Here is a 20,848-nt window from a genome sequence, read left to right as displayed (position 1 = left end):
TTCCCTCTGGCTAATCAGCTTTTTTCTGAATCCTCCTCGTAAAATTGCAACGCCAACACCATCTTCCTGACGAAAGTGCTATCTTGTCCGGCATAAATTTTTGACTGACAGAGGTTGTGATGACTGACAGTGAACTGATGCAGTTAAGCGAACAGGTTGGGCAGGCGCTGAAAGCCCGTGGCGCAACCGTAACAACTGCTGAGTCTTGTACCGGCGGTTGGGTAGCGAAAGTGATTACCGATATTGCCGGCAGTTCCGCCTGGTTTGAACGCGGATTTGTCACCTACAGTAACGAAGCGAAAGCGCAAATGATCGGCGTACGCGAAGAGACGCTGGCGCAGCATGGCGCGGTGAGCGAACCCGTCGTGGTGGAAATGGCGATAGGCGCACTGAAAGCGGCTCGTGCTGATTACGCCGTGTCTATTAGTGGTATCGCCGGGCCGGATGGCGGCAGTGAAGAGAAGCCTGTCGGCACCGTCTGGTTTGCTTTTGCCACTGCCCGCGGTGAAGGCATTACCCGGCGGGAATGCTTCAGCGGCGACCGTGATGCGGTGCGCCGTCAGGCTACTGCGTATGCATTGCAGACCTTGTGGCAACAATTTCTACAAAACACTTGATACTGTATGAGCATACAGTATAATTGCTTCAACAGAACATATTGACTATCCGGTATTACCCGGCATGACAGGAGTAAAAATGGCTATCGACGAAAACAAACAGAAAGCGTTGGCGGCAGCACTGGGCCAGATTGAGAAACAATTTGGTAAAGGCTCCATCATGCGCCTGGGTGAAGACCGTTCCATGGATGTGGAAACCATCTCTACCGGTTCGCTTTCACTGGATATCGCGCTTGGGGCAGGTGGTCTGCCGATGGGCCGTATCGTCGAAATCTACGGACCGGAATCTTCCGGTAAAACCACGCTGACGTTGCAGGTGATCGCCGCAGCGCAGCGTGAAGGTAAAACCTGTGCGTTTATCGATGCTGAACACGCGCTGGACCCAATCTACGCACGTAAACTGGGCGTCGATATCGACAACCTGCTGTGCTCCCAGCCGGACACCGGCGAGCAGGCACTGGAAATCTGTGACGCCCTGGCGCGTTCTGGCGCAGTAGACGTTATCGTCGTTGACTCCGTGGCGGCACTGACGCCGAAAGCGGAAATCGAAGGCGAAATCGGCGACTCTCACATGGGCCTTGCGGCACGTATGATGAGCCAGGCGATGCGTAAGCTGGCGGGTAACCTGAAGCAGTCCAACACGCTGCTGATCTTCATCAACCAGATCCGTATGAAAATTGGTGTGATGTTCGGTAACCCGGAAACCACTACCGGTGGTAACGCGCTGAAATTCTACGCCTCTGTTCGTCTCGACATCCGTCGTATCGGCGCGGTGAAAGAGGGCGAAAACGTGGTGGGTAGCGAAACCCGCGTGAAAGTGGTGAAGAACAAAATCGCTGCGCCGTTTAAACAGGCTGAATTCCAGATCCTCTACGGCGAAGGTATCAACTTCTACGGCGAACTGGTTGACCTGGGCGTAAAAGAGAAGCTGATCGAGAAAGCAGGCGCGTGGTACAGCTACAAAGGTGAGAAGATCGGTCAGGGTAAAGCGAATGCAACTGCCTGGCTGAAAGATAACCCGGAAACCGCGAAAGAGATCGAGAAGAAAGTACGTGAGTTGCTGCTGAGCAACCCGAACTCAACGCCGGATTTCTCTGTAGATGATAGCGAAGGCGTAGCAGAAACTAACGAAGATTTTTAATCGTCTTGTTTGATACACAAGGGTCGCATCTGCGGCCCTTTTGCTTTTTAAGTTGTAAGGATATGCCATGACAGAATCAACGTCCCGTCGCCCGGCATATGCTCGCCTGTTGGATCGTGCGGTACGCATTCTGGCGGTGCGCGATCACAGTGAGCAAGAACTGCGACGTAAACTCGCGGCACCGATTATGGGCAAAAATGGCCCAGAAGAGATTGATGCTACGGCAGAAGATTACGAGCGCGTTATTGCCTGGTGCCATGAACATGGCTATCTCGATGACAGCCGATTTGTTGCGCGCTTTATCGCCAGCCGTAGCCGCAAAGGTTATGGACCTGCGCGTATTCGCCAGGAACTGAATCAGAAAGGTATTTCCCGCGAAGCGACAGAAAAAGCGATGCGTGAATGTGACATCGACTGGTGCGCACTGGCGCGCGATCAGGCGACGCGAAAATATGGTGAACCTTTGCCAACTGTCTTTTCAGAAAAAGTTAAGATCCAGCGTTTTCTGCTCTATCGTGGCTATCTGATGGAAGATATCCAGGATATTTGGCGAAATTTTGCCGACTGAACGCATACGGTATTTTACTTCCCAGTCAAGAAAACTTATCTTATTCCCACTTTTCAGTTACCAGCCCGGCGGTTAAGACACGCTGGAGCTGGTGGCGATATTTCGTTAGCTTGATTTCAGGATAATTATGAGCAAGAGCACCGCTGAGATCCGTCAGGCGTTTCTCGACTTTTTCCATAGTAAGGGACATCAGGTAGTTGCCAGCAGCTCCCTGGTACCCCATAACGACCCAACTTTGTTGTTTACCAACGCCGGGATGAACCAGTTCAAGGATGTGTTCCTTGGGCTCGACAAGCGTAATTATTCCCGCGCTACCACTTCCCAACGCTGCGTGCGTGCGGGTGGTAAACACAACGACCTGGAAAACGTCGGTTACACCGCGCGTCACCATACCTTCTTCGAAATGCTGGGCAACTTCAGCTTCGGCGACTATTTCAAACACGATGCCATTCAGTTTGCATGGGAACTGCTGACCAGCGAAAAATGGTTTGCCCTGCCGAAAGAGCGTCTGTGGGTTACCGTCTATGAAAGCGACGACGAAGCCTACGAAATCTGGGAAAAAGAAGTAGGGATCCCGCGCGAACGTATTATTCGCATCGGCGATAACAAAGGTGCGCCATACGCATCTGACAACTTCTGGCAGATGGGTGACACTGGTCCGTGCGGCCCGTGCACCGAAATCTTCTACGATCACGGCGACCACATTTGGGGTGGCCCTCCGGGAAGTCCGGAAGAAGACGGCGACCGCTACATTGAGATCTGGAACATCGTCTTCATGCAGTTCAACCGCCAGGCCGATGGCACGATGGAACCGCTGCCGAAGCCGTCTGTAGATACCGGTATGGGTCTGGAGCGTATTGCTGCGGTGCTGCAACACGTTAACTCTAACTATGACATCGACCTGTTCCGCACGTTGATCCAGGCGGTAGCGAAAGTCACTGGCGCAACCGATCTGAGCAATAAATCGCTGCGCGTAATCGCTGACCACATTCGTTCTTGTGCGTTCCTGATCGCGGATGGCGTAATGCCGTCCAATGAAAACCGTGGTTATGTACTGCGTCGTATCATTCGTCGCGCAGTGCGTCACGGTAATATGCTCGGCGCGAAAGAAACCTTCTTCTACAAACTGGTTGGTCCGCTGATCGACGTTATGGGCTCTGCGGGTGAAGACCTGAAACGCCAGCAGGCGCAGGTTGAGCAGGTGCTGAAGACTGAAGAAGAGCAGTTTGCTCGTACTCTGGAGCGCGGTCTGGCGTTGCTGGATGAAGAGCTGGCAAAACTTTCTGGTGATACGCTGGATGGTGAAACTGCTTTCCGTCTGTACGACACCTATGGCTTCCCGGTTGACCTGACGGCTGACGTTTGTCGTGAGCGCAACATCAAAGTTGACGAAGCTGGTTTTGAAGCAGCAATGGAAGAGCAGCGTCGTCGCGCGCGCGAAGCCAGCGGCTTTGGTGCCGATTACAACGCAATGATCCGTGTTGACAGTGCATCTGAATTTAAAGGCTATGACCATCTGGAACTGAACGGCAAAGTGACCGCGCTGTTTGTTGATGGTAAAGCGGTTGATGCCATCAATGCAGGCCAGGAAGCTGTGGTCGTGCTGGATCAAACGCCATTCTATGCGGAATCCGGCGGTCAGGTTGGTGATAAAGGCGAACTGAAAGGCGCTAACTTCTCCTTCGTGGTGGAAGATACGCAGAAATACGGCCAGGCGATTGGTCACATCGGTAAACTTGCTGCGGGTTCTCTGAAAGTGGGCGACGCTGTGCAGGCTGATGTTGATGAGGCTCGTCGCGCCCGTATTCGTCTGAATCACTCCGCAACGCACCTGATGCACGCTGCGCTGCGCCAGGTTCTGGGTACTCATGTATCGCAGAAAGGTTCACTGGTTAACGACAAGGTGCTGCGCTTCGACTTCTCACACAACGAAGCGATGAAACCGGAAGAGATTCGTGCGGTCGAAGACCTGGTGAACGCACAGATTCGTCGCAATTTGCCGATCGAAACCAACATCATGGATCTCGAAGCGGCGAAAGCGAAAGGTGCGATGGCGCTGTTCGGCGAGAAGTATGATGAGCGCGTACGCGTGCTGAGCATGGGCGATTTCTCCACCGAGCTGTGTGGCGGTACTCACGCCAGCCGCACTGGTGATATTGGTCTGTTCCGCATCATCTCTGAATCGGGTACTGCTGCAGGCGTTCGTCGTATTGAAGCGGTAACCGGAGAAGGCGCTATCGCCACCGTTCATGCAGACAGCGATCGCTTAAGCGAAGTCGCACATCTGCTGAAAGGCGATAGCAATAATCTGGCTGATAAAGTGCGCTCAGTACTGGAACGTACGCGTCAGTTAGAAAAAGAACTACAACAGCTTAAAGAACAAGCTGCCGCACAGGAGAGCGCAAATCTTTCCAGTAAGGCAATTGATGTTAATGGTGTTAAGCTGTTGGTTAGCGAGCTTAGCGGTGTTGAGCCGAAAATGTTGCGTACCATGGTTGACGATTTAAAAAATCAGCTGGGGTCGACAATTATCGTGCTGGCAACGGTAGCCGAAGGTAAGGTTTCTCTGATTGCAGGCGTATCTAAGGACGTCACAGATCGTGTGAAAGCAGGGGAACTGATTGGTATGGTCGCTCAGCAGGTGGGCGGCAAGGGTGGTGGACGTCCTGACATGGCGCAAGCCGGTGGTACGGATGCTGCGGCCTTACCTGCAGCGTTAGCCAGTGTGAAAGGCTGGGTCAGCGCGAAATTGCAATAATATAAGCGTAAGGCAATGCCGTGGACTCGCTTCACGGCATTCGCATTAACGCTATCGACAACGATAAAGTCAGGTTGAAGTTGTGTATATCGGCTAAACTTAGGTTTAACAGAATGTAATGCCATGACTGCTTAGATGTAATGTGTTTGTCATTGCTTACTTTTTGGCGTTATATGATGGATAATGCCGGGATACAGAGAGACCCGACTCTTTTAATCTTTCAAGGAGCAAAGAATGCTGATTCTGACTCGTCGAGTTGGTGAGACCCTCATGATTGGGGATGAGGTCACCGTGACAGTTTTAGGGGTAAAGGGCAACCAGGTACGTATTGGCGTAAATGCCCCGAAGGAAGTTTCTGTTCACCGTGAAGAGATCTACCAGCGTATCCAGGCTGAAAAATCCCAGCAGTCCAGTTACTAATCTTTCCGCGTCTCATCTTTATCGGTGAGACGCACCCTCAAAATTTCTCCTTCACTCTATAGTCTTTTCGCTTTACTCCCGTTCATTCAACTTAAGTCTCCATTTTTTTACATTACTGCTATCTGTCAGACCTCCATTTTTCTGTTGATAAAACACTCTTTTTGACGTTTTTACAGACTAATTGAACGTGAAGTGTGCAAACGATAAAAGTGTGGGAAAAATTGTTTGACTTATAAGTCTCAGAAAGTAATATGTGCGCCACGCAGCGACGATGAGCGATAAACAAGTTCTTCGAAGCACTCGTAAGAGGCGTGTGGTGAGGTGGCCGAGAGGCTGAAGGCGCTCCCCTGCTAAGGGAGTATGCGGTCAAAAGCTGCATCCGGGGTTCGAATCCCCGCCTCACCGCCATTTGCATCCGTAGCTCAGCTGGATAGAGTACTCGGCTACGAACCGAGCGGTCGGAGGTTCGAATCCTCCCGGATGCACCATATTCTACGTACCTTCAGCGATGAAGGTATGGAAGAGGTGGCGGTAATAACCGCAGGCACCAGGGAGGATAACGTTGCTTTAGCAACGGCCCGAAGGGCGAGCCGCAAGGCGAGTAATCCTCCCGGATGCACCATCTCTTACTTGATACGGCTTTAGTAGCGGTATCAAAAAATCTGCAGTAAAGTAAGTTTCCCGATGCATCCGTAGCTCAGCTGGATAGAGTACTCGGCTACGAACCGAGCGGTCGGAGGTTCGAATCCTCCCGGATGCACCATCTCTTACTTGATATGGCTTTAGTAGCGGTATCAATATCAGCAGTAAAATAAATTTTCCGATGCATCCGTAGCTCAGCTGGATAGAGTACTCGGCTACGAACCGAGCGGTCGGAGGTTCGAATCCTCCCGGATGCACCATCTCTTACTTGATATGGCCTTAGTAGCGATATCAATATCAGCAGTAAAATAAATTTTCCCGATGCATCCGTAGCTCAGCTGGATAGAGTACTCGGCTACGAACCGAGCGGTCGGAGGTTCGAATCCTCCCGGATGCACCATATTATCCGAAATCTTCAGCAATGAAGATATCGAAGAGGTAGCGGTATTAACCGCAGGCACCAGGGAGGATAACGTTGCTTTAGCAACGGCCCGAAGGGCGAGCCGCAAGGCGAGTAATCCTCCCGGATGCACCATCTTCTCCAAAAAATTTCCTTCAAAAATATCTCATTTCTAAATAACTACTTTATCCATTTCCTGAATTTTCTTCTCCTTCGCCATCAGCGACAAAATCAAGCAATTACGCTAAAGTAGCGTCATATTTTTCGACTTGCGAGAAGACCATGTACGAGCGTTATGCAGGTTTAATTTTTGATATGGATGGCACAATCCTGGATACGGAGCCTACGCACCGTAAAGCGTGGCGCGAAGTATTAGGGCACTACGGTCTTCAGTACGATGTTCAGGCGATGATTGCGCTTAATGGCTCGCCCACCTGGCGTATTGCTCAGGCAATTATTGAGCTGAATCAGGCCGATCTCGACCCGCATGCGTTAGCGCGTGAAAAAACAGAAGCAGTAAGAAGTATGCTGCTGGATAGTGTCGAGCCGCTTCCTCTTGTTGAAGTGGTGAAAAGCTGGCATGGTCGTCGCCCAATGGCTGTAGGAACGGGGAGTGAAAGCGCCATCGCTGAGGCATTGCTGGCACACCTGGGATTACGCCGTTATTTTGACGCCGTCGTCGCTGCCGATCACGTCAAACACCATAAACCCGCGCCAGACACATTTTTGTTGTGCGCGCAGCGTATGGGCGTGCAACCGACGCAGTGTGTGGTCTTTGAAGATGCCGATTTCGGTATTCAGGCGGCCCGTGCAGCAGGCATGGACGCCGTGGATGTTCGCTTGCTGTGAGTGAAGCGTTATCGCTTTTCTCGTTGTTTGCCAGTAGTTTTCTCAGCGCTACACTATTACCCGGCAACTCCGAAGTCGTGCTGGTGGCAATGTTGCTTTCCGGGATCAGTCATCCCTGGGTTTTAGTTTTAACAGCAACAATGGGTAATAGCCTTGGAGGGTTAACTAACGTTATCCTTGGGCGTTTCTTTCCATTGCGTAAAACATCGCGCTGGCAAGAGAAAGCTACCGGCTGGCTGAAACGCTATGGTGCAGTCACACTATTATTAAGCTGGATGCCCGTGGTTGGCGATTTACTGTGTCTGTTAGCGGGATGGATGCGCATCTCCTGGGGGCCGGTAATCTTTTTTTTGTGCCTTGGTAAAGCGTTACGCTATGTTGCAGTTGCAGCAGCGACCGTTCAGGGCATGATGTGGTGGCACTAATTGTAGGCCTGCACATATGGTCACCATTACAGTTATGCTAATTAAAACGATTTTGACAGGCGGGAGGTCAATTTGATCCCGGACGTATCACAGGCGCTGGCCTGGCTGGAAAAACATCCTCAGGCGTTAAAGGGGATACAGCGTGGGCTGGAGCGCGAAACTTTGCGTGTTAATGCTGATGGAACACTGGCAACAACAGGTCATCCTGAAGCATTAGGTTCCGCACTGACGCACAAATGGATTACTACCGATTTTGCGGAAGCATTGCTGGAATTCATTACACCAGTGGATGGTGATATTGAACATATGTTGACCTTTATGCGCGATCTGCATCGTTATACGGCGCGCAATATGGGCGATGAGCGGATGTGGCCGTTAAGTATGCCATGCTACATCGCAGAAGGTCAGGACATCGAACTGGCACAGTACGGCACTTCTAACACCGGTCGCTTTAAAACGCTGTACCGTGAAGGGCTGAAAAATCGCTACGGCGCGCTGATGCAAACCATTTCCGGCGTGCACTATAATTTCTCTTTGCCAATGGCATTCTGGCAAGCGAAGTGCGGTGATATCTCGGGCGCTGATGCCAAAGAGAAAATATCTGCGGGTTATTTCCGTGTTATCCGTAACTACTATCGCTTCGGTTGGGTCATTCCTTATCTGTTTGGTGCGTCTCCAGCGATTTGTTCTTCTTTCTTGCAAGGAAAACCAACGTCGCTGCCGTTTGAGAAAACCGAGTGCGGTATGTATTACCTGCCGTATGCGACCTCTCTTCGTTTGAGCGATCTTGGCTATACCAATAAATCGCAAAGCAATCTTGGTATCACCTTCAATGATCTCTACGAGTACGTGGCGGGCCTTAAACAGGCAATCAAAACGCCATCGGAAGAGTACGCGAAGATTGGTATTGAGAAAGACGGTAAGCGGCTGCAAATCAACAGCAATGTGCTGCAGATTGAAAACGAACTGTACGCGCCGATTCGTCCAAAACGCGTTACCCGCAGTGGTGAGTCGCCTTCTGATGCGCTGTTACGTGGCGGCATTGAATATATTGAAGTCCGCTCGCTGGATATCAACCCGTTCTCGCCGATTGGTGTAGATGAACAACAGGTGCGATTCCTCGACCTGTTTATGGTCTGGTGTGCGCTGGCTGACGCACCGGAAATGAGCAGTAGCGAACTTGCCTGTACACGCGTTAACTGGAACCGGGTGATCCTCGAAGGTCGCAAACCGGGCCTGACGCTGGGTATCGGCTGCGAAACTGCGCAGTTCCCGTTACCGCAGGTGGGTAAAGATCTGTTCCGCGATCTGAAACGCGTCGCGCAAACGCTGGATAGCATTAACGGCGGCGAAGCGTATCAGAAAGTGTGTGATGAACTGGTCGCCTGCTTCGATAATCCCGATCTGACTTTCTCTGCCCGTATCTTAAGGTCTATGATTGATACTGGTATTGGCGGAACAGGCAAAGCGTTTGCAGAAGCCTACCGTAATCTGCTGCGTGAAGAGCCGCTGGAAATTCTGCGCGAAGAGGATTTTGTAGCCGAGCGCGAGGCGTCTGAACGCCGTCAGCAGGAAATGGAAGCCGCTGATACCGAACCGTTTGCGGTGTGGCTGGAAAAACACGCCTGACAGAAAAGAAAAAGGCCACTCGTGAGTGGCCAAAATTTCATCTCTGAATTCAGGGATGATGATAACAAATGCGCGTCTTTCATATACTCAGACTCGCCTGGGAAGAAAGAGTTCAGAAAATTTTTAAAAAAATTACCGGAGGTGGCTAAATGCCGTTGTTAGATAGCTTCACAGTCGATCATACCCGGATGGAAGCGCCTGCAGTTCGGGTGGCGAAAACAATGAACACCCCGCATGGCGACGCAATCACCGTGTTCGATCTGCGCTTCTGCGTGCCGAACAAAGAAGTGATGCCAGAAAGAGGGATCCATACCCTGGAGCACCTGTTTGCTGGTTTTATGCGTAACCATCTTAACGGTAATGGTGTAGAGATTATCGATATCTCGCCAATGGGCTGCCGCACCGGTTTTTATATGAGTCTGATTGGTACGCCAGATGAGCAGCGTGTCGCTGATGCCTGGAAAGCGGCAATGGAAGACGTGCTGAAAGTGCAGGATCAGAATCAGATCCCGGAACTGAACGTCTACCAGTGTGGCACTTACCAGATGCACTCGTTGCAGGAAGCGCAGGATATTGCGCGTAACATTCTGGAACGTGACGTGCGCATCAACAGCAACGAAGAACTGGCGCTGCCGAAAGAGAAGTTGCAGGAACTGCACATTTAGTCAGTAAACTATCTTCACAATTAATTGAAAAAAGCCAGTTCAAATGAACTGGCTTAGTTGTACTTAGTGCGCACCACCTCCGCCGCCACCTGCGCCAAATGGCGGTTTAGCAAACCACACCAGCCCCAGCAAGACGAGGAATATCCCGGCTGACATCCAGAAGATCTCATTAGCGGAAATAATCAGCCCCTGATTGGTTATCTGCTGGGCAATCCAGCCTGATGCCTGCTGTTGCGTCATACCAAGCCCTTCCAGTTGACTGTACATCGCCTGAGCATTCGGGTTGAACGGATTTACCGACTCAGTCAACTGCGCATGGTGCATCGACTCGCGGTTGGTCCACATGGTGGTGGTGATGGATGTGCCGATAGACCCCGCCAGCGTTCGCGTAAAGTTAGAGAGGCTCGATGCCGCCGCCAGTCGTTCCGGTGGCAAACCAGACAGCGTAATGGTGGTCAGCGGCATAAAGAAGCAGGCCACCGCAAACCCCTGGATAAACTGCGGCCAGGCCGACGCGCCAAAATCCATACCTGGTTCAAAGGTATAGGCACGCCAGTAGAAGCAGACGGCATACATAATAAAGCTGAAGGTTACCAGCCGCCGCATATCCAGTTTATGCGCGAAGCGGCCGATAATCGGCGACAGGATCACCGGAATAATTCCTACCGGCGCAGAGGCCAGACCTGCCCACGTTGCCGTGTAACCGTAGACCTCCTGCAACAACTGCGGCAGCAGAACAATAGCGCCGAAGTAGAGCATATACGCGAGGCTGATACACAAACAGCCGATGGTGAAGTTGCGCGACTTAAACAACGACAGATCGACTATCGGGTTATCGTCGGTCAGCTCCCAGACAATCAGGAAGCAGATAGCCACCACTGCCACCACGGTAAGGATGATAATTTCCTGTGATGAGAACCAGTCCAGCTCTTTACCGCGGTCGAGCATAATCTGCAGGCTACCGATACCAATAACCAGCAGTGCCAGCCCCACGGCATCAATCCGCCGCCGTTCGGTGCGGGTTTCGCGTCCGCGCAGGGTTTGCAGTGTCATCAACACCACCGCCACGCCAATCGGTACGTTGATGAAGAATATCCAGCCCCAGTGGTAATTATCGCTGATATACCCGCCGAGGATCGGGCCGCAAATTGGCGCGACAATCACCGTCATCGACCACAACGCCAGCGCGATCGAGCGTTTGGCTGGCGGGTAGTTATTCAGCAATAGACTTTGCGAAAGCGGAATTAACGGCCCGGCGACAATCCCCTGAATCACGCGGAAGAAGATCAGCATATTCAGGCTGCTGGAGACACCACACGCCCACGACGCAATAGCAAAGGCGATGGTGGACCAGAGGAACAGTTTCACTTCCCCGACGCGCTTTGCCAGCCAGCCGGTAAGCGGGATCGAGATGGCATTCGCCACCCCGAAAGAAGTGATTACCCACGTTCCCTGGCTGAGCGATGAGCCCAGATTCCCGGCGATAGTGGGGATCGCCACGTTAGCAATGGTGGAGTCCAGCACCTGCATGAATGTCGCCAGTGACAGCGCAATCGTCATAATGACCAGTTGCGCGCCTTCCAGCGGTTTTTGCTGTTGCATCACACGCACCTCTGGATTAGCCAGCGTTAGCTTTTACGATATCGTCGATCAGTTTATTGACAGGTGCCAGGCTGATTTCACGCGCGGTGCTTACCGCTACCGGTGTGGAACGTACTTTATTTGCCAGTACCTGACCGTCACGGTTAGTGGTATTGACGCTCACCAGCGTGGATAAACCGATACGCAGCGGGTATTGCTCCAGCTGTTTCTGGTCCAGTTCAATACGAACAGGCAGACGCTGAACGACTTTGATCCAGTTACCGGTGGCGTTTTGCGCCGGAAGCAGTGAGAACGCGCTACCTGTGCCCATATCCAGACCAACCACTTTACCGGTGTATTTCACATCATCGCCGTAAATATCGGTGGTGATGGTGACCGGTTGACCGATACGCATATTGGCAATCTGCGTCTCTTTAAAGTTGGCATCCACCCACATATTGGTGGCTGGAACGACCGCCATCAGCGGCGTCGTTGGGCTAATTTGCGCCCCAGGCTGTACCGCGCGGCGGGAGACATAACCGGTCATCGGACTGACAATACGGGTACGCTCCAGCGCCAGCCAGGCGTTACGTACTTCGGTGGCAGCCTGTTGTACGGCAGGCTGATCTTCCAGTTTAGTCCCCAGAATCATCGCCTGATTGGCATTGTATTGTTGAATAGCGACGTCCAGTTGCGCCTGGGCACTGGTGACGGCGTCGCGGGCGTGTTGCAACTCTTCGCGACCAATCAGGTTGGCATTGCCCAGCGGCACACGGCGGTTGTAGTCGCTTTGTGCTTTCGCGAGGGCGATTTTTTGCACCTCAATATTCGCCTGCAACTGTTTGCTGTTAATCATCAGCTGGTGGGTTTGGCGAACGCTGGAAGCCAGTGCAGTTTTGGCTTTTTCAAACGCCTGGCGAGCATCTGTCGGGTCGAGAGTGACCAGCACATCGCCTTCTTTTACAAAATCGGTGTTATCGGCCCAGACTTTCGTCACGCTGCCAGACACCTGAGACATAATTTGAATCTGATTCCCTGCCACGTATGCGTCATCAGTTTCTTCGAAATGACGCAGTACCAAAAACCAATAAATCCCTATCGCTACGGCAATAATTATAAAGAGCAAGGTGAGAAGGAGGAGCAGACGCTTACGTTTGCCGCTCTTCTTTACCGGTTGCTGCGGGGTTTGAGTCTCCGCATTTGCGCTCATATTGTTCTCCACGATCTTCTTAACTCATCGGCTGAGCCGACCTGCTTGCCAAAAAGGCCAGCATGTTGCGATGCTGGCCAGTCATTTTTTCTTTTATAAATCTGGATTTTTGAGCGAGATGACGCGTTAGCTCATCGCTTCGAGAACCACACCGTCTTGTTCCATCTGGTCGAGACGGGAGAGCAATTTGCGGGTGATTTGCTCGAGCTGATCTTTTTCTGTTGTGCTGAGCGCGGACCAGAGTTGATGCAGGCAGTTATGCTGCGGTGGTAAAACCTCGCGCAAAAACTCGTGACCTTTTTCCGTTAATTGCAGATGCAGGCAGCGGCGATCGTTATCGCTTTCACGACGTTCGATCCAACCGCGTTTTTCCAGTTCATCGGCAATACGCGTCGCGTTGGTACGGGATGATCCAAGAGCACAACTCAATTCAGAAGGCTGAATACTGTGGTTTTCCTGAGACTCCAGCGTAATCAACGCCATAAACAACGTCTCGTTAATCCCCTGAGCCTTCAGCATTTTATTGCGGTTCTCCAGCAGCTTGCTTTGCATGTGCATGCAAAGACGAGTCAGAAGGATCTCCTGATAAGGAAAATCTTCGTGGCGGCTGGCGCGAAATTTTAGCATTTGTTCAATGGGCGTAAACGAACTATCCATTTGGGTATGACCTCATTAATTTCAGCCGATATAGTAACGACAGTGACGAATAAAGTAAATGTATTGTTTTAGAAAAATGATTCTTGTGGGTTATATAATCGCCATCACTTTCCAGGCGAGCCCGTAGGCCAGCGCACTAAGCAGTGTTGGGATGATAATGCTGCGTGTTTTATAGAAACTGGCACCCAGTACCGCGAAGCCGACCAGCGTGGGCACGAAACGGCGTGTATCGTGCATCACTTCTGGTGCGGTAGAGACAACCAGCAGAGCGCATATCGAGGCGATGCCAATGGTGTCGAGCAATATGCCTATCGCGCCACGTTTGGTTGGGCGGGCATTACCCACACGCAGGCGCAGCGGCAAATAGCGGAAGCAATAATTCGCCGTGCCAACCAGTAACCCAAGCAGCAGAACCTCATAGCTCATCGGGCGCTCCTTGCCAGAATGCCTGGATTAACGCAGTGAGGCAGCCACAGACAATGCCTGCCAGAATGGCGACGGGAATAGAAAATAGCGTTACGCCTGCAAGGGCACCAACTAACGCTGCGGTAACGCAAAGAGATTGTTTGCGCTGGAAAGAGGCGAGCAGGAAACTCATAAAGAGTGCCGGAAGCATAAAACCTAATGCTGCTTCAACGGCGGGATATCCTTGCAGCAAGCCGCTGCCGGAGAATGCCCCTATTACCGTACCAAATACCCACGATGACCATGAACTGAAGGCAATGCCGATCATCCAGTTCTCGCTCCAGCGGCGATTATTGCGTACCAGTTTTGCGGTTGCGGCGGCAAAAACCTCATCCGTCAGGCCAAATGCCCACAGGGCGGTTTTCGATTTTTGCAGACGCTGAATAATACGGCTACGCAGTGACGGGCCATACAAAACATGGCGAACATCCATTGCCATGACGGTCAGTGCAGCAACCCACAAACTACTCCCGGCTGCCAGCATCGCGGTAATGACGAACTGGCTCGCGCCTGCATAAATGATGCAGGAGAAAAAAACGCTTTCGAGAGGAGAGAATCCCAGACGGGTCGCATTCAGACCGAACGCAAAGGCCACCGGAATATAACTAATAACAATCGGTAAACTGTCTTTGCATCCTTCCATGAAGGTCGCCGAACCAGGAGCAGGCTGTGGAGTAGGGCTTTCCATAGAGTGTACGCTTAACGATTGTTAATATTATAAATAGACTGAATGAATATCTTAACCTTATCAGACTGATGGGCTTCTTAACACCCTTATAAGTGTAAAGCCACGAAAACGGTTGCTGATTGCTTAATTTGCGGCTTCCTGACGATGAAAACCTCGCCACCAGACCAGTAAGTTAACCAGGGCAATCGTCGCGCCAGCCAGACAAACGCCAGCCCAACCGCCATGTTGCCAGGCTGAGGCTGAAATTAGCGAACCGGCGGCACCGCCAATAAAGTAGCTGGTCATGTAACCTGCGGTCAGGCGATTACGCGCATCAGGGTGTATTCGATAAATTACCGTCTGGTTAGTGATATGCACGCCCTGCACGGTGAGGTCCAGCACCAGGATGCCGATAATCAGCGCCAGTACGGAAGTGTGACCAAACCAGATTGCCAGCCATGAAAGTAACAGCAGCAGCAGACCGAAAGTTGTGGTGTGGTGCGATTTGCCCTTATCGGCAAAACCGCCCGCCGGACGAGCACCCAACGCTCCGGCAGCTCCCGCAAGTCCAAACAGACCAATGACGCCATCGCTGTAGTTAAAAGGTGGAGCGGCAAGCAAAAAGGCCATTGAGGTCCAGAGAATGCTGAAGTTGGCAAAGGTCAGGCAGCCCAGCAACGCACGGGTGCGCAGGATCTTATCGCTGATAAACATGCTGAAAACGGAACCAAGCAACTGTGGGTAGTTGAGGTGGGTTTCTGATTTCATTTGTGGCAGACCACGCCATAATGCCAGCGTCATCAGTGCCATTAACACCGAGGCAACCCAAAAGACTGTGCGCCAGCCGCCGAGGTTTGCCAGCAACCCGGCAACGGTTCGTGCCAGCAAGATCCCCAACAGCAGACCGCTCATAATGGTGCCGACCACTTTGCCGCGTTTGTCCGGTGAAGCCAGCGTCGCTGCCAGCGGAACCAGAATTTGTGCCACGACCGAGAATAAACCGGTTAATGCCGTACCGAGGATCATCATCGCCAGCGACTGACTGCTGGCAGTGATTAACATGCCGCATGCCGCCAGTAAGGTCATCGAGACAATCAGGCGGCGGCGTTCAAACATATCACCGAGGGGAACAAGAAACAGCAGACCTGCGGCATAGCCCAACTGCGCGGCGGTAACAATAAAGCCTGCCGAACTGGCGGAAAGGGAAAAGTTACGCGCGATGGTGTCGAGCAATGGCTGGGCGTAATAGTTACTGGCTACCGCCAGGCCGGTGGCGATAGACATCAGCACGATCAGCGCCGGGCTAAGCTCATGATTAGGTTTAGTCATTATTTTTGTTCATCAGGTGATGATTAAGCTGGAAATCAATAATAGCGGATGTTGATGAATATGGGATGAAAGATAGATTGTTGAAATGTGCGGTGTGGTTTGTAGGTATGATAAGACGCACCAGCGTCGCATCAGGCATTGTGTACAGAGCGGCGGATGAGGCAAAAACGCCTTATCCGCCCGAATAAAAATTACTTCTGCGCTGCCAGCGCCTCATTCACCCAGCCATCGAACTGCTGCTGGTGGGCTTTGATCCAGCCATCAACGTGGCCCTGAATATCGCCTTCTGAGGCTTTGCCGTCATGCATAATGGCGTTCTGGGCGTTAATATCAGCCACTGGTAACTGCATAATGGCAAACAGTTTCGCTGCTGCCGGGTTTTTCTCGGCCCAGGCTTTGTTGGCAACGATATGCATGGTACTGACCGGGAAGCCGTAATTCGCGCCATTCGGCAGTTTGGTATCGGCATTTTTATCGCCCGGCAGTGCGGAGAACGGCACCTGCAACCAGACCACATCTTTCCCCGGTTTCAGTTCGTTACTCACCCAGTACGGCGTCCAGGTGTAGTAAAACACCGGCTTACCCTCTTTGTAACGACTGATGGTGTCAGCCATCATCGCTGCGTAGTTCCCCTGATTATGCGTCACGGTATTGGTCAGTCCATACGCGGCAAGCTGGTGGTTGATCGCACCTTCGCAGCCCCAGCCTGGGTTACAGCCGGTTAAATCCGCTTTACCGTCGCCGTTGGTATCGAACAGTTTGGCGATCTTCGGATCTTTAAGTTGCGCGATGTTGGTAATTTTGTACTGGTCGGCAGTTTTCTTATCGATCAGGTAACCCTGTGCCGCGCCGTTAACAAATACTCCTTCACGATAAAATTTCTTATCGCCACCGGCAGCTTCGTACATGTTGTCATGCAGTGGCGTCCAGTTCACTGCGGTGAAGGTTGCATCGCCGGAAGCAAGCGAGGTGTAGCCAACGTTGTAATCCACTTCGCTGGGTTTATTGACGGTATAACCTAATTTCTCCAGCGCGCGGCTGACCAGCAGCGTCTGGAAAGTTTCTTCGGTGATGGTGCTCTGAACCGGATTAACAGTAATGCCTTTGCCCGGCAGGTCGGCAGCAAAAGTTTGTGTAGAGATAAGCGTGGCAAACGCTGTCGCAAAAAGTACGCTATGTCGCATTGTTATTCCTTTTTTTGGCAGGGTGATAATGCCCGGCGTCACCGGGCAAGTGCAGAGTTACTTAATGAATGGGCGGGTCAGCAGACCGACAGGGCCAGTGGTGTACCAGCGACGGTTGCCGCGACTGCGTGAGTCGCGCCCAACGGCCTGCGTCAGGCGGTCGAGGATAATGGCGAGGATCACAATCCCGACGCCGCCAACGGTGGCAAGCCCCATATCCAGACGACCGATACCGCGAAGCACCATCTGACCCAGCCCGCCGACGGCAATCATCGAGGCGATGACCACCATAGAAAGGGCCAGCATCAGCGTCTGGTTAACGCCCGCCATAATGGTCGGCATCGCCAGCGGTAACTGAACTTTGAACAGCATCTGGCGCGGGCTGGCACCGAATGAGCGCGAGGCTTCAATCAGATCCGCCGGAACCTGGTTAATTCCCAGAATCGTCAGACGGATAATCGGCGGCAGAGCAAAGATGATCGTCACCACCACGCCCGGCACGTTACCGATACCAAACAGCATGACGATTGGTACCAGATAAACAAACGCGGGCGTGGTCTGCATGGCATCAAGCAGTGGACGAATAATTTTCGCCGCTCGCGGACTTCTCGCCAGCCAGATCCCCAACGGCAAACCGATGACGATACAGAACAGCAGGGCGGTTAGCACCAGCGCCAGAGTAACCATTGCCTGTGACCAGGCACCGATTGCGCCGATGGCAATCAGCGAAACCAGTGTCGCCACGCCCATTCCGACACCGGAAATTTGCCAGGCGATGAGAGCGAAAACGATAATCGCCACCGGAGCGGGCATACCCAGCAGCAATTGCTGGAAACCGTTGAGGATGTAATCAACCGGAACGCGCACGCCCTGAAAGACGGGACGAAAATGGGTAACGACCCAGTCGATCCCTTCAGTGACCCAACTGTCGAGCGGGATCAGCGTTTTATGGAACGGATCGAGAATATTAAAATGCTCGACGTTTGGCGCAGGCGTACTGGTCAGCCAGTCAGCACCACCGCCGTCAGTCGGTGCAGCAGCCGGTGTACCCCAGGCGTCTGCGGACTGTGCGGCACTGTCCGCCGCTGGCGTGGTATCCCACGGATTATTTTGATCAGCCATTATTTACCCCCTCACGATCTAAAGCGCGCAGCAGCATTCCTTTCGAAATGATGCCGACATACTGTTGGTCCTCATCGACCACGGGCACCGCACAGGGGGCCTGTCCGACATGAGAGAGCAACTCGCTAAGAGGCGTTTGTGCATCGACCGCTAACGGCGCATCAATCAGCGCCGCATCAAGACCTTGCTGCTGCGTTAACGCGGCTTTAAGCGAATCGATAGACACAGCGCCGACAAACTTATTACCGCGTTCGATGACGTAGCCATATTCGCGATCTTCATCCTGCAATAATTTCAGTGCCGAACGCGGGCCGAAGCCGGGGGTTTTACGAATTAAGCCGTTTGGTGTACGACGGGCAATATCTTTCGCACTGAACACCTGGCTAATATCGACGCCACGGAAGAAGGTACGGACATAATCATTCGCCGGATTATTGAGAATTTCATCCGGTGTGCCGACCTGTACTACTTCACCATTTTGCATAATGGCAATTCGGTCGCCAATACGCATGGCTTCATCGAGATCGTGGGAAATAAAGACAATGGTGCGCTGATGTTTCGCCTGTAATTTTACCAGCTCATCCTGCATCTCGGTGCGAATTAATGGATCGAGCGCCGAGAAGGCTTCGTCCATTAATAATATATCCGGATTAATCGCTAACGCGCGGGCTAATCCCACTCGTTGACGCATCCCGCCAGAGAGTTCATCCGGGTAGCTGTGGGCATAATTTTCCAGCCCGACCTGACGCAGTGCATCAAGGGCCTTTTCCCGGCGTTCTTCGGCATTAATTCCGGCCAGTTCCATACCGAACGCAGTATTGTCCAGCACGGTCATATGCGGCATTAAGGCAAAGGACTGGAAGACCATCGCAATCTTTTTTCTGCGCACCTCACGGAGTTCGGCGTCGGATATTTTGGCAATATCCACACCATCAATCAGCACTTGCCCGCGGGTGGGTTCAATCAGGCGATTGAGAAGGCGTACCATTGTGGATTTACCCGAACCGGATAATCCCATGATGACAAATATCTCGCCTTCTTCAATGGCCAGACTGGCGTCTTTTACGCCAAGCGATAGCCCAGTTTTTTCCAGAATTTGTTCTTTTGAAAGTCCTTGTTCGATATATTTGAAAGCTCGCTGTGGATGCTCACCAAATATTTTATAAAGATTTTTAATTTCTAATTTAATTGCCATGCAATAGAAAGATTCCTGTTATTTGTTTATGTCGATACATTACCCAATGGAAATAGTCACTTTTTTCTACCCTAACATACTGAGAATCTGAGGCAACCCCTGAGGGCAAATGTGGCATGAATATTGATGTGAGCAAATCGCCGGAATTTCCCATGATATAAGGGCTGAGAGCAAATCGAGAAAAGTTGATATTTTTTGTCAAAGATAGCAAAAAAACGCCTGAATATTGTGGTTTCAGGCGAATAATGCAACAGAGTATCAGTGTAGATCACCACAAATTATTTACGTGATATAAAGCTATTTGGCGGGAATTATTTCCCTGCAGCGGGTAGTGATATTTTTGAAAATAACCCCCTCAGAAATTCCAGTCTTCATCTTCTGTTTCGACCGCTTTTCCCATCACATATGAAGAGCCTGAACCGGAAAAGAAATCGTGATTTTCATCGGCATTCGGCGAAAGCGCGGCGAGGATTGCCGGATTCACTTCCGCCATTTCTGCGGGAAATAGCGGCTCGTAGCCCAGATTCATCAACGCCTTATTGGCGTTGTAACAGAGAAACGCTTTCACATCGTCAGCCCACGGGGTTTCGGCGTACAGCTCATCGGTGTATTGCAACTCGTTGTCATAGAGTTCCAGCAACAAATCGAAGGCGAAACTCTTCAATTCTTCACGTCGTGCCTGGGAGATCTTTTCCAGGTTTTTCTGATATTTATAGCCGATGTAGTAACCGTGGACTGCTTCATCGCGGATAATCAGATGGATCAGGTCTGCGGTATTGGTTAGCTTTCCGCGGCTGGAAAAATACATCGGCAGCCAGAAACCGGAATAGAACAAAAAAGATTCAAGAAACACACTGGCGATTTTCTTTTTCAGCGGATCATCACCGCGATAATGTTGCTGAATAATCTGTGCTTTTCGCTGCAACGGCGCGTTTTCTTCACTCCAGGCGTAGGCGGCATCGACATCTTTGGTCTGGCACAGCGTCGAGAAAATCGAACTGTAAGAGCGGGCATGAACCGCCTCCATAAAGCTGATATTCGATAATACTGCCTCTTCATGAGGCGTGAGCGCATCGGGCATCAGCGAAGGCGCGCCGATAACATTTTGCAGCGTGTCGAGCAGCGTCAGGCCAGTAAAAACGCGCATTGTCAGTTGTTGTTCTACGACACTTAATGTCTGCCATGCAGGTATATCGTTCGACAGTGGCACCTTTTCTGGTAGCCAGAAATTGCTGGTCAGGCGATTCCACACCTCCAGATCTTTATCGTCAGATATCTTGTTCCAGTTGATGGCGCTGATACGTGAGAGTTTCATAGATATTCC

19 protein-coding genes and 5 tRNA genes are annotated in these 20,848 nt (G+C 51.7%); 14 read left to right on the top strand and 10 right to left on the bottom strand.

The features are described from left to right. Positions 1-119: 119 nt before the first annotated feature. The 14 genes from pncC (at position 120) to luxS (ending at position 10,114) form a co-directional block, all read left to right on the top strand. On the top strand, positions 120-617 hold the full coding sequence (pncC, locus tag ACJHWT_RS15925; RefSeq protein ID WP_000132231.1) for a nicotinamide-nucleotide amidase: 498 nt from the start codon (positions 120-122) through the stop codon (positions 615-617). 79 nt (positions 618-696) lie between these two features. Next, the gene (recA, locus tag ACJHWT_RS15920) at positions 697-1,758 is read left to right on the top strand and encodes a recombinase RecA (RefSeq protein ID WP_000963143.1); all 1,062 of its coding nucleotides are present in this window, start codon (positions 697-699) and stop codon (positions 1,756-1,758) included. Between the two features lie 67 nt (positions 1,759-1,825). Continuing rightward, on the top strand, positions 1,826-2,326 hold the full coding sequence (gene recX / locus ACJHWT_RS15915; RefSeq protein WP_000140506.1) for a recombination regulator RecX: 501 nt from the start codon (positions 1,826-1,828) through the stop codon (positions 2,324-2,326). Between the two features lie 127 nt (positions 2,327-2,453). Next, positions 2,454-5,084: an alanine--tRNA ligase gene (gene alaS, locus ACJHWT_RS15910; protein WP_000047196.1), complete on the top strand. Its 2,631-nt coding sequence runs from the start codon at positions 2,454-2,456 to the stop codon at positions 5,082-5,084. A 234-nt stretch (positions 5,085-5,318) separates the two neighbouring features. Further along, positions 5,319-5,504 carry a carbon storage regulator CsrA gene (gene csrA / locus ACJHWT_RS15905; RefSeq protein ID WP_000906486.1) on the top strand — a complete coding sequence of 62 codons (186 nt, stop codon included), beginning with the start codon at positions 5,319-5,321 and terminating at the stop codon, positions 5,502-5,504. A gap of 315 nt (positions 5,505-5,819) precedes the next feature. After that, positions 5,820-5,912, top strand: a tRNA-Ser gene (locus ACJHWT_RS15900). 3 nt (positions 5,913-5,915) lie between these two features. Continuing rightward, positions 5,916-5,992 (top strand) — tRNA-Arg (locus tag ACJHWT_RS15895). A 198-nt stretch (positions 5,993-6,190) separates the two neighbouring features. Beyond that, positions 6,191-6,267: transfer RNA gene (locus ACJHWT_RS15890), tRNA-Arg, on the top strand. A 62-nt stretch (positions 6,268-6,329) separates the two neighbouring features. Then, a tRNA-Arg gene (locus ACJHWT_RS15885) sits at positions 6,330-6,406 on the top strand. 63 nt (positions 6,407-6,469) lie between these two features. Next, positions 6,470-6,546 (top strand) — tRNA-Arg (locus ACJHWT_RS15880). A gap of 282 nt (positions 6,547-6,828) precedes the next feature. Continuing rightward, positions 6,829-7,395, top strand: coding sequence for a fructose-1-phosphate/6-phosphogluconate phosphatase (yqaB, locus tag ACJHWT_RS15875; protein ID WP_000273309.1), 567 nt, complete (start codon positions 6,829-6,831; stop codon positions 7,393-7,395). After that, a complete protein-coding gene (locus ACJHWT_RS15870; RefSeq protein WP_001287454.1) occupies positions 7,392-7,820 on the top strand; it encodes a YqaA family protein in 429 nt (142 codons plus the stop codon). The genes yqaB and ACJHWT_RS15870 overlap by 4 nt, the downstream gene beginning before the upstream one ends. 72 nt (positions 7,821-7,892) lie before the next feature. Continuing rightward, a complete protein-coding gene (gene gshA, locus ACJHWT_RS15865; RefSeq protein WP_000611804.1) occupies positions 7,893-9,449 on the top strand; it encodes a glutamate--cysteine ligase in 1,557 nt (518 codons plus the stop codon). A gap of 149 nt (positions 9,450-9,598) precedes the next feature. Further along, on the top strand, positions 9,599-10,114 hold the full coding sequence (luxS, locus tag ACJHWT_RS15860) for an S-ribosylhomocysteine lyase (RefSeq protein ID WP_001130208.1): 516 nt from the start codon (positions 9,599-9,601) through the stop codon (positions 10,112-10,114). Between the two features lie 63 nt (positions 10,115-10,177). Here luxS and emrB read toward each other — a convergent pair whose 3' ends face one another. From emrB to nrdF, 10 genes are all read right to left on the bottom strand, one after another. Further along, complete coding sequence (gene emrB, locus ACJHWT_RS15855) at positions 10,178-11,716, bottom strand: multidrug efflux MFS transporter permease subunit EmrB (RefSeq protein ID WP_001295176.1); 1,539 nt, start codon at positions 11,714-11,716, stop codon at positions 10,178-10,180. A 16-nt stretch (positions 11,717-11,732) separates the two neighbouring features. Further along, complete coding sequence (emrA, locus tag ACJHWT_RS15850; protein ID WP_001295175.1) at positions 11,733-12,905, bottom strand: multidrug efflux MFS transporter periplasmic adaptor subunit EmrA; 1,173 nt, start codon at positions 12,903-12,905, stop codon at positions 11,733-11,735. 126 nt (positions 12,906-13,031) lie between these two features. Beyond that, positions 13,032-13,562 carry a multidrug efflux transporter EmrAB transcriptional repressor EmrR gene (gene emrR, locus ACJHWT_RS15845; RefSeq protein ID WP_000378442.1) on the bottom strand — a complete coding sequence of 177 codons (531 nt, stop codon included), beginning with the start codon at positions 13,560-13,562 and terminating at the stop codon, positions 13,032-13,034. A 90-nt stretch (positions 13,563-13,652) separates the two neighbouring features. Next, positions 13,653-13,988 carry an L-valine transporter subunit YgaH gene (ygaH, locus tag ACJHWT_RS15840; RefSeq protein WP_000119759.1) on the bottom strand — a complete coding sequence of 112 codons (336 nt, stop codon included), beginning with the start codon at positions 13,986-13,988 and terminating at the stop codon, positions 13,653-13,655. Further along, positions 13,978-14,715: an L-valine exporter subunit YgaZ gene (gene ygaZ, locus ACJHWT_RS15835; RefSeq protein ID WP_000445658.1), complete on the bottom strand. Its 738-nt coding sequence runs from the start codon at positions 14,713-14,715 to the stop codon at positions 13,978-13,980. Before ygaZ ends, ygaH begins: the two co-directional genes overlap by 11 nt. Before the next feature lie 123 nt (positions 14,716-14,838). Beyond that, positions 14,839-16,023 carry an MFS transporter gene (locus ACJHWT_RS15830; RefSeq protein WP_000165685.1) on the bottom strand — a complete coding sequence of 395 codons (1,185 nt, stop codon included), beginning with the start codon at positions 16,021-16,023 and terminating at the stop codon, positions 14,839-14,841. 191 nt (positions 16,024-16,214) lie between these two features. After that, positions 16,215-17,207 carry a glycine betaine/L-proline ABC transporter substrate-binding protein ProX gene (gene proX / locus ACJHWT_RS15825; protein WP_001216531.1) on the bottom strand — a complete coding sequence of 331 codons (993 nt, stop codon included), beginning with the start codon at positions 17,205-17,207 and terminating at the stop codon, positions 16,215-16,217. 57 nt (positions 17,208-17,264) lie between these two features. Further along, the gene (gene proW, locus ACJHWT_RS15820; protein WP_000774965.1) at positions 17,265-18,329 is read right to left on the bottom strand and encodes a glycine betaine/L-proline ABC transporter permease ProW; all 1,065 of its coding nucleotides are present in this window, start codon (positions 18,327-18,329) and stop codon (positions 17,265-17,267) included. Continuing rightward, positions 18,322-19,524, bottom strand: a complete 1,203-nt coding sequence (proV, locus tag ACJHWT_RS15815) for a glycine betaine/L-proline ABC transporter ATP-binding protein ProV (protein ID WP_000985490.1) — start codon at positions 19,522-19,524, stop codon at positions 18,322-18,324. The genes proW and proV overlap by 8 nt, the downstream gene beginning before the upstream one ends. A 355-nt stretch (positions 19,525-19,879) precedes the next feature. Next, positions 19,880-20,839 (bottom strand): class 1b ribonucleoside-diphosphate reductase subunit beta, encoded by a 960-nt coding sequence (nrdF, locus tag ACJHWT_RS15810; RefSeq protein ID WP_000777931.1) that lies wholly within the window; start codon positions 20,837-20,839, stop codon positions 19,880-19,882. Between the last annotated feature and the right edge of the window lie 9 nt (positions 20,840-20,848).

The organism is Escherichia sp. WS338 (assembly GCF_046486405.1).
GTDB lineage: Bacteria > Pseudomonadota > Gammaproteobacteria > Enterobacterales > Enterobacteriaceae > Escherichia > Escherichia coli.
This window is presented reverse-complemented; position numbering and strand designations above follow the sequence as displayed.

Bases quoted from the DNA above. Each gene is read 5' to 3' on its own strand.
- pncC (WP_000132231.1), top strand. From the start codon at position 120: ATGACTGACAGTGAACTGATGCAGTTAAGCGAACAGGTTGGGCAGGCG.
- recA (WP_000963143.1), top strand. From the start codon at position 697: ATGGCTATCGACGAAAACAAACAGAAAGCGTTGGCGGCAGCACTGGGC.
- recX (WP_000140506.1), top strand. From the start codon at position 1,826: ATGACAGAATCAACGTCCCGTCGCCCGGCATATGCTCGCCTGTTGGAT.
- alaS (WP_000047196.1), top strand. From the start codon at position 2,454: ATGAGCAAGAGCACCGCTGAGATCCGTCAGGCGTTTCTCGACTTTTTC.
- csrA (WP_000906486.1), top strand. From the start codon at position 5,319: ATGCTGATTCTGACTCGTCGAGTTGGTGAGACCCTCATGATTGGGGAT.
- yqaB (WP_000273309.1), top strand. From the start codon at position 6,829: ATGTACGAGCGTTATGCAGGTTTAATTTTTGATATGGATGGCACAATC.
- luxS (WP_001130208.1), top strand. From the start codon at position 9,599: ATGCCGTTGTTAGATAGCTTCACAGTCGATCATACCCGGATGGAAGCG.
- emrB (WP_001295176.1), bottom strand. From the start codon at position 11,716: ATGCAACAGCAAAAACCGCTGGAAGGCGCGCAACTGGTCATTATGACG.
- emrA (WP_001295175.1), bottom strand. From the start codon at position 12,905: ATGAGCGCAAATGCGGAGACTCAAACCCCGCAGCAACCGGTAAAGAAG.
- emrR (WP_000378442.1), bottom strand. From the start codon at position 13,562: ATGGATAGTTCGTTTACGCCCATTGAACAAATGCTAAAATTTCGCGCC.
- ygaH (WP_000119759.1), bottom strand. From the start codon at position 13,988: ATGAGCTATGAGGTTCTGCTGCTTGGGTTACTGGTTGGCACGGCGAAT.
- ygaZ (WP_000445658.1), bottom strand. From the start codon at position 14,715: ATGGAAAGCCCTACTCCACAGCCTGCTCCTGGTTCGGCGACCTTCATG.
- ACJHWT_RS15830 (WP_000165685.1), bottom strand. From the start codon at position 16,023: ATGACTAAACCTAATCATGAGCTTAGCCCGGCGCTGATCGTGCTGATG.
- proX (WP_001216531.1), bottom strand. From the start codon at position 17,207: ATGCGACATAGCGTACTTTTTGCGACAGCGTTTGCCACGCTTATCTCT.
- proW (WP_000774965.1), bottom strand. From the start codon at position 18,329: ATGGCTGATCAAAATAATCCGTGGGATACCACGCCAGCGGCGGACAGT.
- proV (WP_000985490.1), bottom strand. From the start codon at position 19,524: ATGGCAATTAAATTAGAAATTAAAAATCTTTATAAAATATTTGGTGAG.
- nrdF (WP_000777931.1), bottom strand. From the start codon at position 20,839: ATGAAACTCTCACGTATCAGCGCCATCAACTGGAACAAGATATCTGAC.